Annotated in this window: 14 protein-coding genes; 7 read left to right on the top strand and 7 right to left on the bottom strand. The window is 60.3% G+C overall.

Going from position 1 to position 14,202, the window contains the following annotated elements; translation table 11 throughout:
- Positions 1–814 precede the first annotated feature (814 nt).
- The 3 genes from ASD03_RS07785 to ASD03_RS07775 form a co-directional block, all read right to left on the bottom strand.
- On the bottom strand, positions 815–1,303 hold the full coding sequence (locus tag ASD03_RS07785; RefSeq protein ID WP_057212636.1) for a heme-binding protein: 489 nt from the start codon (positions 1,301–1,303) through the stop codon (positions 815–817).
- Between the two features lie 116 nt (positions 1,304–1,419).
- A complete protein-coding gene (locus ASD03_RS07780) occupies positions 1,420–2,019 on the bottom strand; it encodes a response regulator (protein WP_025429612.1) in 600 nt (199 codons plus the stop codon).
- Positions 2,016–3,623 (bottom strand): ATP-binding protein, encoded by a 1,608-nt coding sequence (locus ASD03_RS07775; RefSeq protein WP_156407904.1) that lies wholly within the window; start codon positions 3,621–3,623, stop codon positions 2,016–2,018. Before ASD03_RS07775 ends, ASD03_RS07780 begins: the two co-directional genes overlap by 4 nt.
- A gap of 431 nt (positions 3,624–4,054) precedes the next feature.
- Here ASD03_RS07775 and ASD03_RS07770 point away from each other — a divergent pair, with 431 nt between their 5' ends.
- Positions 4,055–4,363: a hypothetical protein gene (locus ASD03_RS07770; protein ID WP_025429610.1), complete on the top strand. Its 309-nt coding sequence runs from the start codon at positions 4,055–4,057 to the stop codon at positions 4,361–4,363.
- Between the two features lie 140 nt (positions 4,364–4,503).
- Here ASD03_RS07770 and ASD03_RS07765 read toward each other — a convergent pair whose 3' ends face one another.
- From ASD03_RS07765 to ASD03_RS38710, 3 genes are all read right to left on the bottom strand, one after another.
- Positions 4,504–5,043: a ribonuclease H gene (locus tag ASD03_RS07765; protein ID WP_057212632.1), complete on the bottom strand. Its 540-nt coding sequence runs from the start codon at positions 5,041–5,043 to the stop codon at positions 4,504–4,506.
- 210 nt (positions 5,044–5,253) lie between these two features.
- Positions 5,254–6,813 (bottom strand): ABC transporter substrate-binding protein, encoded by a 1,560-nt coding sequence (locus ASD03_RS07760; RefSeq protein ID WP_057212630.1) that lies wholly within the window; start codon positions 6,811–6,813, stop codon positions 5,254–5,256.
- Between the two features lie 276 nt (positions 6,814–7,089).
- Positions 7,090–7,338 (bottom strand): hypothetical protein, encoded by a 249-nt coding sequence (locus ASD03_RS38710; protein ID WP_156407903.1) that lies wholly within the window; start codon positions 7,336–7,338, stop codon positions 7,090–7,092.
- Positions 7,339–7,542: 204 nt separating this feature from the next.
- Here ASD03_RS38710 and ASD03_RS37380 point away from each other — a divergent pair, with 204 nt between their 5' ends.
- Positions 7,543–7,815, top strand: a complete 273-nt coding sequence (locus ASD03_RS37380; RefSeq protein WP_082557276.1) for a hypothetical protein — start codon at positions 7,543–7,545, stop codon at positions 7,813–7,815.
- 297 nt (positions 7,816–8,112) lie between these two features.
- On the opposite strand, the gene ASD03_RS07750 is transcribed toward ASD03_RS37380, so the two are convergent.
- A complete protein-coding gene (locus ASD03_RS07750; RefSeq protein ID WP_025429608.1) occupies positions 8,113–9,132 on the bottom strand; it encodes a substrate-binding domain-containing protein in 1,020 nt (339 codons plus the stop codon).
- Between the two features lie 362 nt (positions 9,133–9,494).
- On the opposite strand from ASD03_RS07750, the gene ASD03_RS07740 reads away from it, so the two are divergent.
- The 5 genes from ASD03_RS07740 to ASD03_RS07720 all read left to right on the top strand — a co-directional run.
- Positions 9,495–10,757, top strand: a complete 1,263-nt coding sequence (locus tag ASD03_RS07740; protein ID WP_057212624.1) for an ABC transporter substrate-binding protein — start codon at positions 9,495–9,497, stop codon at positions 10,755–10,757.
- Between the two features lie 186 nt (positions 10,758–10,943).
- Entirely contained in the window at positions 10,944–11,930 is a 987-nt protein-coding gene (locus tag ASD03_RS07735; RefSeq protein WP_057212622.1) for a sugar ABC transporter permease, read from the top strand.
- A complete protein-coding gene (locus ASD03_RS07730; RefSeq protein WP_025429604.1) occupies positions 11,930–12,760 on the top strand; it encodes a carbohydrate ABC transporter permease in 831 nt (276 codons plus the stop codon). Before ASD03_RS07735 ends, ASD03_RS07730 begins: the two co-directional genes overlap by 1 nt.
- Positions 12,761–12,771: 11 nt before the next feature.
- Positions 12,772–13,800: an ABC transporter ATP-binding protein gene (locus ASD03_RS07725; protein WP_057212620.1), complete on the top strand. Its 1,029-nt coding sequence runs from the start codon at positions 12,772–12,774 to the stop codon at positions 13,798–13,800.
- A 108-nt stretch (positions 13,801–13,908) separates the two neighbouring features.
- The coding region (locus ASD03_RS07720) for a ThuA domain-containing protein (RefSeq protein ID WP_348523267.1) at positions 13,909–14,202 on the top strand (294 nt) is incomplete at its 3' end.

Here is a 14,202-nt window from a genome sequence, read left to right as displayed (position 1 = left end):
CCGGTAGCGTTAGGTCAGTTGGGAAATGCCGAGCCGTCGAAGGTCAGCGTTTAGGCGCTTCGTGAACCCGATGGGTCGACGCAGGATGCGAGATGCATCCCGAGCACAGCAACGAATCCACCAGAAGTGCGCATATTAAAGAGAGTATATGTCATCTCACGCCTCCTATAGTGTGGGTTGCTGACAATGCAACGTCGCATGAGAGTATTCTCTTCGCAAGTCGCAATTGCGAATTGCAAATATTGATGTGAGATATGTTGCTGAGTTGCAACACCGTTCTGTTGCCCGGGCATCGATACACCAGCGCACGCTGGCTCTGCCGTTCTATGAGACAAGGCTGCTGCCGCAAAGACTGTCTCTGTGCTACGGCCGCGGGCGCCCGTCGCCTGGAGCGGTGATCGCGGAAGCGTTCCGCCGTTCTTCTCGCTGCCTTTGCTTGCCGAATTTCTTAGTGAAACCGGAGGACGAGGCTTGTCTGGTCGGGTGTGCTTTTCCGGAGCGTGGCACCTGTTGGCCGATTGATGGCGACCGCATTTATCGGCCGGGACCCAAGGGGGATGATCCCTGCATTGGATGGCGACCGCTACCCGCGCCTAGACAGTGGCAGGCCAGGCCGGCTTCGCTGTTCGAGCGATGCCAGCCTGTCCGAGACCATGCATAGGAGTGTGAGCAAAGGCCGCCGATCGCACCGGAAGGGCCGGTCCTACCTGCGGTCGCCTAAGCGCGTCGCGATGAATTCAGTCGCTGCGCTCTGCGCCTTGTCTTTCCATGTCGCGCAAAACTGCTGGGCTTTTTTGCGCGACATGCTTCTGAATTACTTCAGCTGGCCGGCAGCCTTTTCGATCGCGGCCGCTGCGCAGGCCTCATCGAGATTGCCACCAGGAGCGCCACCCACGCCGATTGCGCCAATCGTGACGTCACCGGCCTTGATCGGTACACCACCGGCGAGCACGAGAAAGCCTTCGATGTTGACCAGCTCGGCTGCGACCGGGTTCTTGGCGACGTTCTCTGCCATTTTCGAGGTCGGTGTGCGCGAGGATGCGGACGTGAACGCCTTGGCGCGAGCCGCCTCAACCGTATGCGGTCCGGCGTTGTCGGCGCGCACGAGCGCGCGCAGCACGCCGGCGCGATCGACCACTGCTGCCGTCACGTTGTACTTATCGGCGGCGCAGGCCTGGACCGCATTCGTGGCGATCTCGACGGCGAGGTTCGACGGGATATTCTTTTCGGTCAGCAGTTCGGCCTGGGCGGTGCCGCTGACGATGACGAGCGCGGAAGCCGTTGCGAGAAGGGTCTTGATCATGGCGTGGTTCCTGTCCTTTTTCCGGAGGAAGCGTTTCGCTTTTCCGAAACCAGAACTATCCAATCGGCCCCGCCTGCAGAATCCGCGATGGCACCACCTGGCATAGGTAGGACAACCTATGCCGGTCCCTTATCCGCGAGCGTTAGCCGCACGAACTCGGCCACCGAACTGGTGCCAAGCTTCTCGGCTATCTTCGCCCGGTGCGCATCGATGGTTCGTGCCGATATGTTGAGCGCTGCCGCAATCTCCTTGCTTGCCCAACCCAAGGCGACCATATCGAGAACCTCGCGCTCGCGTTCGGTCAGCCGTGCGAGCTGCAGTCGTGCCTCGCGCTTTTCGAGCCGTGCATCGAAGCTGGCGAACGCCTGCTGCAGCGCCTCCACCAACACCTCGCCGTCCACCGGTTTGGTCAGGAAATCCTGGATACCCGCCTTGAACGCCCGTCGACAGGCTGCGACGTCGCCATGGCCGGTGATCATGATCGTCGGCCAATCAATGCCGCGCGCGGCCAGTTTCGCGTGCAGTTGCAGCCCCGAAACCAAGGGCATGCGCAGATCGACGATAAGGCATCCCGGCTTCTCCTCATCGATATGCGTCAGGAAAGTCTGGGGATCGCCAAATGTTTCGACATTGATGCCATAGGTGCTGAGCAGAAAGGCGATCGCTGTCCGTACCGCCTCATCGTCGTCGATCAGATAGACCCGGTATTTGCTCACTGCGGCTCCTGTTCCTGCGCACGTGGCAGCGTAATCGTAAACCACGCCCCGCCACCTGCAGCAATTTCCGCTTCTATTCGGCCGTCGACGCGCTCGATCAGGGTCGAACACAGCGAGAGCCCCAGGCCCATGCCATCGGGCTTGGTCGTAAAAAACGGTTGAAACAGCTTGGGAAAAGCATTTGCGGCGATCCCCGGTCCATTATCACGCACGATGATCTTTACCTCGTCGCCAATGGCTCGTGTCTCGATTTCGACCTGCGCGTCTTTGGTCCCTGCGCCCTCCAGCGCGTCGGCCGCGTTGCGGATCAGATTGTGCAGAACCTGCTCCAGCTCAATCGGGTCGACGTCGGCCGCAAGCGGCTCCTTCGTCAGGTCGAGGCTAAGCTGGATGCCGCGTCGCTGAAGATCGGAGCCGGTGAGGGCCGCGATTTCGGCAACGATACCGTTGATCGCGCTGGTGATAGGCTCCGGTGTACGGTTGGAGGCATAGTCGCGCATCCGCCGCAACATCTCGCCCGCACGCTTCGCCTCGCGGACATTGACTTCAAGTGCCTCCGAGATCAGCCCGATATCGGGCTTGTCCGTGCCGGCCAATCTGAGCGCTGCCTGGCTGCGGCTGAGCATCGCCGTCAAGGGCTGCGTCAGTTCATGCGCTATGCCTGACGCCAGTTCGCCCATGGCGTTGACACGCGAAGCATGAGCAAGCAGCGCCTGCCGCTCCTGCAAGAGCGCTCGGGCTTCGGCCTCTCGCGTCGACTTCTGGGATTTCTGGACGGCGGCGCGCTGGCGCAATGCGAACACCAGCGCGAAAGACGCCAGTCCGGCCATTGCCGCAAAGCCGATCAACGGTCTCAAAGGCAGGAGCGCCTCAGTCGGCATCGGCCGGTCGAGTGACAGCGAGATCCGTTGGCTCTCACTGTCGATCGTCGATTCGAAATGGGCGGGGGCGACGAAAGATGTGTTGCCACTGACGGCATCCTCGGCCGGCAGGTCGAGCAACAGCTGCTCGTTGAGCGTAAGCCTGACGTGCGCCCATCGCGGTTGTTCCTCCTGCTCCAGCAGATGGCGCGCGTCGATGGAAATCACCAGCGCGGTGTTCGAAGGCGCCTGTGCCCGCTTGGCCAGCAGATACCGGCCACTACTGCCGACATAGGCCCCGACCTTGCCGCGCTGTTGTCGCGTGATTGCGTCGCGCAACGGGGAAAGATCTTCGCCCCCGCCGGAGGGGACTTCGAGCAACAGTTTAGGTGCGCCGCCACTTTGTGCCGTTGCGGCGCCTTGCTGTCCGACCTTGTCATCGAGCGAAACAAGCGCGAGCCAGGCGATGCGCGGATAGAAGCGCGCAACACTTTCCATCACCTGCCGGGTGGCGTCCAATCGTGTGGGGTCCGTGTCGCCGGTTAATGCGATCAAGCTGGTCATGTGGGCGTCGTGCTGCGCGGCACGCTGGGATATCAAGCGGTGCAGGGTCCGGCCCGTCACCGCCAGTTCATCGGTCAGCCGCTGCCGCGACGTTTCGACGGAATAGAGCGCAAATGCCGAGACCGCAGCGAGCCACAACGCCACGCCGAACAACCAGGACTTCAAGAGGGTGTTGCTCACTCAAACTCAACCAGGGTCAAAGATGACGTGGCTGGTCTGCTGCCGATGTCTTCGGCCTGATCCAACACGCGCAGCGTAAAATGAGCACTCAATTCAAACATGTCTCTGCTTCGCCGGCTACCGCATCCCAATCTGATGATTGACCCCAAAACGTTGGGGCCGTGAGACGTCATACCACACGCACGTGATGATGAAACCTGGCGGAACCTGACGCGCGGTGGCACACACCGCTGCAGCCCCACAGCGCCGCGCGTCTTATTAGACGCGCAAAGGTCGCTGTAGCACTTTGAATTGCTGCGCGTGCCATGCAGCAGCCGCATGGCCGGCATGATTTGCTTATAGCCGCTGCGATTTCCATATGAGGTGCAACACCAGAATTCGAACGTGATACCAGCGCCGCGGCTCATCCTGCCGGGCGCGAAGGAGATAACATGGTCGGGATCCCAAAAACGCTTGAAGACATGAGCATGCGCGAACGGTGCTGCATGCTCGAAACGGTCGCCGGTGCGCTCGATGCTGTCGCCGAAGAGGCCGAAGACCTGGGCGACGCCCGTTTTGCCGCCAACTCGAAGTGTGTTGCAGGTACGATCCGCGGATATGCCGACAACCTCGGAACGCAGGATCTCAAATCTGCCGAACTTCTTCTCGAGCTGGGGATTACGCTCGTGCATCTGTCCTCGACGAGATCAACTGCTGCCGTGGCTGCTGTGATGACCCACACACCGGAAGCCTGCCATTAGAGGATTTCCAGGAAAAGCGCGAACGGTTTTCCGTCCGGAAATGGGTAAAACATGGCGTTAGAGCGTTTCGCGGAAACGCTCTGGCCGTCCTGGCAATGCCGTCATTGGCATCGCCGAATTGGCGAAAGACACTGACGGTTTCAACGGTCGCTGCACCGGGCAGATTGGCGCGCAAGTCCCGCAAGGGTATCCGCACGCTCGTTGCCAACGAGCCCGGAATGGCCCTTGCACCACGCGATAGCCAGTTGGGGATTGCGAGACAGCTGAAGATCGATCGCCATCCAAAGCTCGGCATTGGCTATTGTCCGGCTTCTGGCCTTCGCATTAGGGACAATCTTTTTCCAGCCGTTGTTCTTCCAGATCTGGCGCCAGCTGTTGCAGCCATTTACCGCGTAAACGGAATCGGACCAGACGATTGTGCGTTCGCCTGAGGCATTGCCGTTGACCCACAGCGCTGCCTTGAAGAGCGCGGTCAACTCCATTGTGTTGTCGGCGGAAGGTCGGGCGCCGCCAAACTCGGATGCTATTTCCGCGCCATTGCGATAGACGACGAATGCCCATCCGCCTTTGGCAGAGGTCGGTTCATACGAGCCGTCCGTAAAGACGTGAAGGCCCTCGGAAATGGGCAGTATCTCGGCGGTGTGATCGGGAGCACAGAGCTTGGTGAAAATGCCGTTCATCTTGCCATTTAATCCTGTCGCGTACATCTGCCTAACGTTTTACATTCTGAAGTGGGCTCAAGGCAGAAGCCGCCGTACGATCCATACGGGGTTTGTGGAAGCGGATGCCGCTCGAAATAGGCTGGCGACGCCACGACCGCGATTGGGACGCGCTGAAAACGCAAGTTGGGCAGGAGCTGGAACGCCTGTCGTTCCAGCTCCTCACGGCGGTTACTCGGCGAAATGAGTCAGCCAGTGGCGCGGCTTGTTGTCCGCCAGCTGAGCGACCCGGTCGATCTCATTGCTCATCGCCCAGGCCATTGGCTGCTGGTGCAACGGCAACATGATCATTTCGTCCTTGACCATCTGGAGTGCCTTGGTCTGCAATTCGAGCCGCTTCGTTCGATCCATTTCGGTCGATGCCTGGATGATCAGCCTATCAATATCTGGATAGCTCCAGCCACCCCAGTTGAAAACGCCCGCCTTGTCGCTCCTCGTCTCGATCATCTGGAGCAGGATCGAGTAGCTGTCGAGCATCGGCTCGTTCGCCCAGCCGATGAGGTAGACATCAGATAGCCCCCCCGTGCGCTTGGGCGCCTGTGCAGCCGTCGGGCCTATGTCGAGCTGCGGCTTGAAACCGGCGCGGCTCAGCATGTTGACGATACTCTGGCAAAGCTCCTCCTCGTTGATATAGGCCTCGTTCGTGCAGACGAGGGTGAAGGGGAGATCGCTGGCGCCGGCTTCGGCGAGCAGCTTTTTTGACAATTCGGGATCGAACGGCACCACCATGTCCAGTGCTTCGGCATACCCGGGAATCTCAGGCGCAATGATCGTCCCCGCGATCCTCGACTTGCCGCGCATGACCCGCTTCTGAATGAGGTCCTTGTCCAGCGCATGGGCGACAGCCTGGCGGACACGCAGGTCGTTGAACTTGTTGTCGACGCCGTTGGCCAGGTTCGGTTTGCGGTTGAAACCGACCATGATGGTGCGCAGGTCGGTGCGCTCCATGACCTTCAGGTCCGGCTGCGCGACAAGGCGCGGGATATCCTGTGCAGGCGCATTCTCGGTGAAGTTGATCTCGCCCGACAACAGCGCGGCTACTCGCGTCGCTGCCGAGATGATCGGTGTGAACTCGATGCGATCGATGTTGGACTGCGACGCGTCCCACCACTCGGCGTTCTTGACAAGAACGGTTTTGCTGTCGGGCGCGCGGCTCTCGAGCTCAAACGGACCAGTGCCGTTGGCGTGGTAGGTGGCGTAGCCTTCGATCCTTTTGCCGACATCCGTTGGCTTCAGCGAGTTGTTGTCGGTGAGCCAGGTAGCGTCGAAAATGTGGATATTCGTCAGGTCGTTCAGCAGCAGCGGGGAGGGTCCGACCAGTTCGATATCGACAGTGTGGTCGTCGACCTTCTTCGCCGACTTGTAGGCCGGAAGGTTGCCGCGGAGCGGGGACACCGGATCGCTGACCCGAGTAAGAGAGGCAATCACGTCGTCCGCGGTGAAGTCGGCGCCATCATGGAACTTCACGCCCTCGCGCAGATGGAACCGCCAGACCGTATCCGATACGGTCTCCCAGGATATCGCCAGCGCCGGCTCGATCTTCAGTTCGGCGTCAAAGCGGACAAGCCCCTCATAGACGTGATTGAGAAAAGACAGCGTGTAGCTGTCGCCATAAGAATAAGGGTCGAGCGAATAGATGTCGCGCGAGGCGCCCCATTTGAGCGTTTCCGCGTGACCAGCCGCGGAAAGCGCAGCCGACATGACGGCCGCGAGGGTCAGTTTCTTGAGCATTCTGCAGTTCTCCCTGGTTGAGGTCACCTATCCCTTTGACGGGAATCTTTTTCGTAAAAGGCACGGACGGCTCGCAGCCGATACGTCGGATCGCCGGGTCAGCCAGTGGCGCGGCTTGTTGTCGGCGCGGACACGATCTGCTCAATCTTGACGGTCATCGCCCGAGGCCACCGGCTGCCGCTACAGCGGGAACATGAGCAACGCGTGCTTGACCCGAGCGCCCCCGTTTCGATCGCCAGACGCTTTGGCGGTCGAGCTCCTTAGCCAGCAAGGTAATCAAGTTGTCAGCGTTGAAATCCGTATCGTTGCCAAACTCGCCACCTTGCGTAGCTTGAAACGCCAAATCTTGTTGTCGATAAGCTGCCAGTCGATAGCCAGCGCAAACACCATCGACGTGGTTGAGGAACGTTCGATGCGGAATGGGGATAGAGTGAGAAGATGCACGCCGATCGGCTCAGCGGAGCGTGTTGGGTGTGCGCCACTCGCAAAAAGCCCAGCGGATACGCTGTCGCGACGGTCTTCCAAGGACCTTGCATCAACACTGCTCCTCCCTAGCTCGTGCCTGCTAACCCGGACCATCGCACACAGACAGCGTTTGTCAACGTAATTGTCGACAATGCTGAGTACTATTTATAACGTATTTGTTGACAATCCGCGGCCGGTCTTGGCATCGGCTTTGCGCCGGAATCGACGCTGGATCTTCCCAACCGCAATTTCGAGCTCAGGAAGGTGAGGGGTATCACGCTGACCGTGGCCCTTCAGCCGAGCGGTGCCCTCCTCGTCGCGGAGGCTTATTCCCCGCAGGACGCTCTGAACTGGTTCGGCGTCAAGGCCGCAAACGCCGCCAACCCGGTCCCCGAGTGCCTCGAACAATTTTCGCCCCATTCCTACGCCGCGGCCGGCAAGGAACTCCACTTCCTTCGTCACCCGGAAGCCCCCGGTCGTCTCTATGCGCACGACGGCATGCGAGCGACCCCTAAGACCACCCGCTTTTGGCTATGAGGGCAGCGCCGGCATTGTTATGTTGAGGTGGCTTAAGGGGCGGTGGGACAGTCTGTATTACGGTGATCGTTTGTTGCGGAGCGCTCGGAGCTCGGCAAGAAAGGAGGCATAACTGCCGTCTGGCGCAGGGACGAGACTGAGCCTTGGAGGTCCTGGTCCCAGGTTTGCGAATGGTTGTTTGGGCGGCGGCCTTCTTGCCTGGTCGAACCGCGGAGGGATAGCCGAAGATTGCAAGATGTAGCCTTCGAAGAAGCTGCCGAAGCCCGGCCTGTAGCAGCCGATGGCCAGCGTTCCTTGTTAGCTTTGGCGGAGGGGCGTGGTCGATTCACGAAGAATAAGCTCGACCGGCCAGAGTTCGTGGATCTCGGATGCGGGTCTGCCGGCGAGCAGTTGCAGCACGAGATCGGCGGTGCGCGCGCCGGCGGCGCGCATGGACGAACGAGTGGCGGAGAGCGAGGGGACCATGGTCTCGGGTGTCAGATAGGGAAAGACGTCGTCATGGGCGATCACGGAGATATCGCGTCCGATTTCGAGCCCGATGGAGCGCGCTGCCCGGTATACCCCAAGTGCCGTCATCATTGAGCCGGCGACGAACGCCGTCGGGCGGGGGGTCTGCTCGAGGAAGGAACGTGCGAAGCGGAAGCCAAGCTCGTCGGTAAAGTTGCCGTGGGCGACGAGACGCGGGTCAAACGGGATGCCTCGCTGTTGCAATGCATCTCTGTATCCCTTGTCGCGATGAAGCGAGAACGTTCGGCCCTCGCGCCCATTGATCATCGCGATGCGTCTGTGCCCGAGATCGAGCAGATGTGATGTTGCACGGTGAATGGCGCCCTCATTGTCGATATCGAGCCAGGCATGGGGCACGTCGGTTTCGGAACGGCCATGGACCAGGAAGGGCATGCCGAGCCTGTGCAGCAAGGTGATGCGTTCATCATTCGGTTCCGGCGAATGCACAATCACGGCGTCCACCCGGCCGCTTACGGCCAGCCGGCTGTAGAGTTGGATCTCGCCCTTGGTGGCTTTCTCGTCCATTGGGCTGACCAGGATGTCGATGTCCTGGGTTCCCAATCTCTCCGCCATGCCACTCATGAACTCGGAGAAGTGGAATTCGCCGGACCGCCCCATGACGACGCCGATGGCGCCGGCGCGCCCGGTGACGAGCCGTACAGCATTGATGTTCGGACGATAGCCGAGGCGGGCGGCTTCCTCGGCCACCCTTGTTCGCGTTTTCTCGCTGACCTCGGGATAGCCGCTCAGAGCACGGCTGACTGTCGTCGGCGAAAGGCCCAGTTGTTGCGCGAACTCCCTTAGCTTCATGCGATACTCGTATCCTCAGCCCTCATTATCCTGCAGGAATATACGCCTTCACCGCCGGTAACAATCCAATTGTCGGCGCGTTCCCACATGCATCTCCTCGCGAGCAAATAACCAAAGCGTTTTAAATTTTGACCGAGCATGCGTAAATCCATATTTGCCGCTTGTCTCCATCATAAACGATCATGCACTCGGCAATATATTGAATCATAATAATAAAATTCTGAGTACCCACGTATTTGCAGGGGGTTTCTCGAAAGGGTTGACAGATTTTTCTGCTTCTGGCAGCTTTTTCCAACCAAACCGCTTTCGAATTACTGAGGAGTTTTCGAGCGGCATAGGGGAACCAGGAGGAGTCAACCGACATGAGAGCCATTCTCAGCGCCTTGAGTTTTTGCACGGCCATCGCCGCAGCCGATGTCGTCGTAGCCGCCGAGCTTTCGCTGGCGGCCAACACGACCGGGAAGAACGTCAATTTCATCCGCGAGCAACTCGACGTCTTCGAGAAGCAAACCGGCCACAAGGTGAGCCTGGTCACCATGCCGCCGTCGAGCAGCGAGCAGTTCAGCCAGTACCGTCTGTGGCTTGCCGCCGGAAACAAGGACGTCGACGTCTACCAGACCGACGTCGTCTGGGCGCCGCAGCTCGCCGACCAGTTCGTCGACTTGACGGAAGCGACCAAGGATGTCGTCGGTCAGCACTTCCCGTCGATCATTGCCTCGCAGACCGTCAACGGCCGCCTGGTGGCCCTGCCGGCCTTTACCGATGCGCCGGCGCTCTACTATCGCAAGGACCTCTTGGAAAAATACGGCAAGGCGCCGCCGAAGACCTGGGACGAACTGGCGGCGACCGCCAAGGAAATCCAGGAGAAGGAACGCACCGCCGGCCAGCCAGACCTCTGGGGCTACGTCTTCCAGGGCAACGCCTATGAAGGATTGACCTGCAATGCGCTCGAATGGGTCAAATCTTCAGGTGGCGGCCAGATCGTCGAGCCGGACGGCACAATCTCGATCAACAACGAGAAGGCGGCGGCAGCCATCGACCGCATCAAGGGATGGATCGGCACGATTTCGCCGCAAGGCGCGCTTGCCTATCAGGAAGAGGAATCGCGCGGTGTCTGGCAGACCGGCAACGCCGTTTTCATGCGCAACTGGCCCTATGCCTACGCGCTCGGCAATGGTGACGACAGCGCGGTGAAGGGCAAGTTCGCCGTCACGCCGCTGCCGACGGCGACTGATGGCGATCAACCGTCCTCCACGCTCGGTGGCTGGAACCTTGCCGTCTCTAAATATTCTGACGAACAGGAAGCGGCGATTTCTCTCGTCAAGTTCCTCGCATCCCCTGAGGTGCAGAAGCAGCGGGCCATCCAGCTCTCGAACCTTCCGACGGTTGCTGCTCTTTACGACGATGCGGAGATTGCCAAGGCACAGCCGTTCATGCCGGCTTGGAAGCCGATCTTCGAAAGTGCCGTGCCGCGGCCGTCGGCGGTCACCAAGGTCAAATACAATGAGGTTTCCGCCAAGTTCTGGAATGCCGTTCACAACACGCTGTCCGGCAACGGCACGGCGGCAGAAAACCTGGAACTGCTCGAAGTCGAACTCACGGAGATGAAGGGCGACAGCTGGTAATCCTCCCGGGGCGAGGGAAGTGCTTCAGGGCCTTCCCTCGCTCCACTGAGCCACTCCGGCGCGCTGGATTACAGGAAATTCCGGACAGAGAACAGTTTCACACTTTTCCCGGAATTGCCTTGGCGGCGCCGTTCCTCTCAGGCCAACCGCTCGGCCGTGCGCCGAATGGCAAGGGTGAGTATAGACATGACCGACCTTTCCCTAGCAGAGCCTCCTGGAACACTCGAGAGTGGTGCCAGAATCGGCTCCGACCTCAACGCCCAGCGCATTCGTTCCGCCTGGGTCTTTCTCGCGCCGACCTTGCTGGTGTTGGCGTTGGTCGCGGGCTGGCCGCTGCTGCGCACCATCTATTTCAGCTTCACCAATGCGTCGCTGACCAACCTTGATGGCGCCGAGTTCGTCGGTTTCAAGAACTATCTGAGCTGGATCACGCTGAAGAGCGGGCGCACGGTCTATAACGGCCTGCTTGCCGATCCCGCCTGGTGGAACGCCGTCTGGACCACGCTGAAATTCTCGGCGATATCCGTCACCATTGAGACGGTGTTGGGACTGGTTGTGGCGCTGGTGCTGAACGCCCATTTCCCGGGGCGCGGGCTGGTGCGGGCGGCGATCCTGATCCCCTGGGCCATTCCGACGATCGTTTCCGCCAAGATGTGGGCGTGGATGCTCAACGACCAGTTCGGTATTCTCAACGACCTGCTGCTCGGCCTTGGTTTGATCAGCCAGAAGATCGCCTGGACGGCCAATCCGGAGACCGCGATGGTCGCGGTTTTGATCGTCGACGTCTGGAAGACGACACCGTTCATGGCGCTGCTGATCCTCGCCGGGCTGCAGATGGTGCCGTCGGATATCTACGAGGCGGCCAAAATCGACGGGGTTCATCCCGTCAAGGTCTTCTGGCGGCTGACGCTGCCCCTGATCCGGCCCGCTCTGATGGTCGCCGTGATCTTCCGCATGCTCGATGCGCTGCGCATCTTCGATCTCATCTATGTGCTGACGCCCAACAATGCGCAGACCAAGACCATGTCGGTACTGGCGCGCGAAAACCTGTTCGACTTCGACAAGTTCGCCTATGGCGCCACCGCCTCGACGATGCTGTTCCTGATCATTGCGGCGATCACCGTCGCCTACATGTGGTTCGGCCGGGTCAATCTCGAAGGAGGAGAGCGCTGATGATCGCCACTCTTACCAGACGCACGGCGTTCTATGCCCTCGTCGCCGCCATTATCATCATGGCCGTCTTCCCGTTCTATTACGCGGTCCTGACGAGCTTTAAATCCGGAACCGCGCTCTTTCGGGTCGATTACTGGCCGACTGAGATCTCCTTCGAGAACTACGCAGGGATCGTCTCGAGCAGTGGCTTCCTGCGCAACCTCGCCAACTCCCTGCTGGTCGCAACCGTCGTCGTCGCGGTGTCGCTGCTGCTCGCGGTCACCGCTGCCTATGCGCTGGCACGGGTGCGGTTTCGCGGACGCGGGCTTTTGCTTCTAACGATCCTGTCGGTGTCGATGTTTCCGCAGATCGCCGTGCTTGCCGGTCTGTTCGAACTCATCCGCTCGGTCGGGCTTTTCAACACGCCGCTGGCGCTGATCTTTTCCTACATGATCTTCACGCTGCCCTTCACGGTCTGGGTGCTCACCACCTTCATGCGGGATCTGCCGGTCGAGATCGAGGAAGCGGCGATCGTCGATGGCGCCACACCCTGGGTGATCATCACCCGGGTGTTCATGCCGCTGATGTGGCCGGCGCTGGTGACGACGGGCCTGCTCGCCTTCATCGCCGCCTGGAACGAGTTCCTGTTTGCGCTGACCTTCACGTCTTCAGACAGCCAGCGCACCGTGCCGGTCGCGATCGCGCTTCTTTCGGGCAACAGCCAGTACGAAATTCCGTGGGGCAACATCATGGCCGCATCGATCATCGTCACCGTGCCGCTGGTGATCCTCGTTTTGATCTTTCAGCGGCGGATCATTTCCGGGCTCACGGCCGGCGGCGTCAAAGGATAGGGGAGAAAAACATGGCAGAGCTTCAATTGCGCAACGTGCGCAAGTCCTTCGGCGCCTTCGAGGTGATCAAGGGCGTCAGCATGGATATCCGGGCCGGCGAGTTCATGGTCTTCGTCGGACCCTCCGGCTGCGGCAAGTCCACGCTGCTGCGCTTGATTGCCGGGCTCGAGGAAATCACGTCCGGCACGCTTTCCTTCGACGGGCAGGTGGTCAACCAGTTGACGCCGTCGAAGCGCGGCATTGCGATGGTGTTCCAGTCCTACGCGCTTTACCCGCATATGACGGTCTTCGAGAACATGTCTTTCGGCATGCAGCTTGCGGGCAAGGACAAGGAGAGTTGCAAAAAGAGGGTGGAAGCGGCGGCGGAGATGCTGCAGCTCACCCCCTATCTCAAGCGACTGCCCCGGCAGCTCTCCGGTGGCCAGCGGCAGCGCGTCGCGATCGGCCGCGCGATCGTACGCGACCCCAAGGTCTTCCTGTTCGACGAGCCGCTCTCCAATCTCGATGCGGCACTTCGGGTCGCGACCCGGATCGAGATCGCCAAGCTGCATCGCAGTATGCACAAGACGACGATGGTCTATGTCACGCATGATCAGGTCGAGGCGATGACATTGGCAGATCGCATTTGCGTGCTACGGGATGGCGTGGTCGAACAGATCGGCACGCCGCTCGAACTCTACGAGAGCCCGAATTCTGTGTTCGTCGCCGGCTTTATCGGCTCGCCGAAGATGAACTTCCTCTCGGGCGCTCTTGCTGCTCCCTACGACGCCCACACGATCGGCATCCGGGCCGAGCATCTGGAAATCAGGGCGGGTGACGGCAAATGGTCCGGGACGGTGGTGCATTCCGAGATGCTGGGGTCCGACAGCTACATCTATCTCGATATCGGCTCCGCCGAACCGGTCATCGTCCGGGAAGGTGGCACCTCGCTTCACCAACCGGGAGAGATCGTACAGATCTCGCCGGTCGGTGACAACATTCACCGCTTTGATGCGTCGGGGCTGGCCCTGGGCCGTGCGCCCATGAGAGGGGCCGCCTGACAAGCCCTGGTGAACACTGAGACGGCCTTAAGCTTCGGGGTCGCCAATTCATGGCGACCCGATCAATCGTAAGACGACATGCCCGTGACGGGCGAACACGCAGGGAGAATGACCGTGCCTATCAAAACAGTCGTATGGGGCGAGAACATCCATGAGCAGACCAACGAGGTCGTCAGGAGCATCTATCCGAACGGGATGCACAACACCATCGCGGCAGCACTGAACACGGACGTTTCGATCGAGGCAACGACGGCGACGCTGCAGGAACCGGAACACGGCCTGAGCGAGGAGCGGCTGGCCAAGACCGATGTGCTTCTGTGGTGGGGGCACAAGGACCACGGCGCCGTCAGCGACGAGGTCGTCGAGCGCGTTGCCAAGCGCGTCTGGGAAGGCATGGGCCTG

Source organism: Ensifer sp. Root127, assembly GCF_001425225.1.
Classification (GTDB): Bacteria; Pseudomonadota; Alphaproteobacteria; order Rhizobiales; family Rhizobiaceae; genus Ensifer; species Ensifer canadensis.
This window is presented reverse-complemented; position numbering and strand designations above follow the sequence as displayed.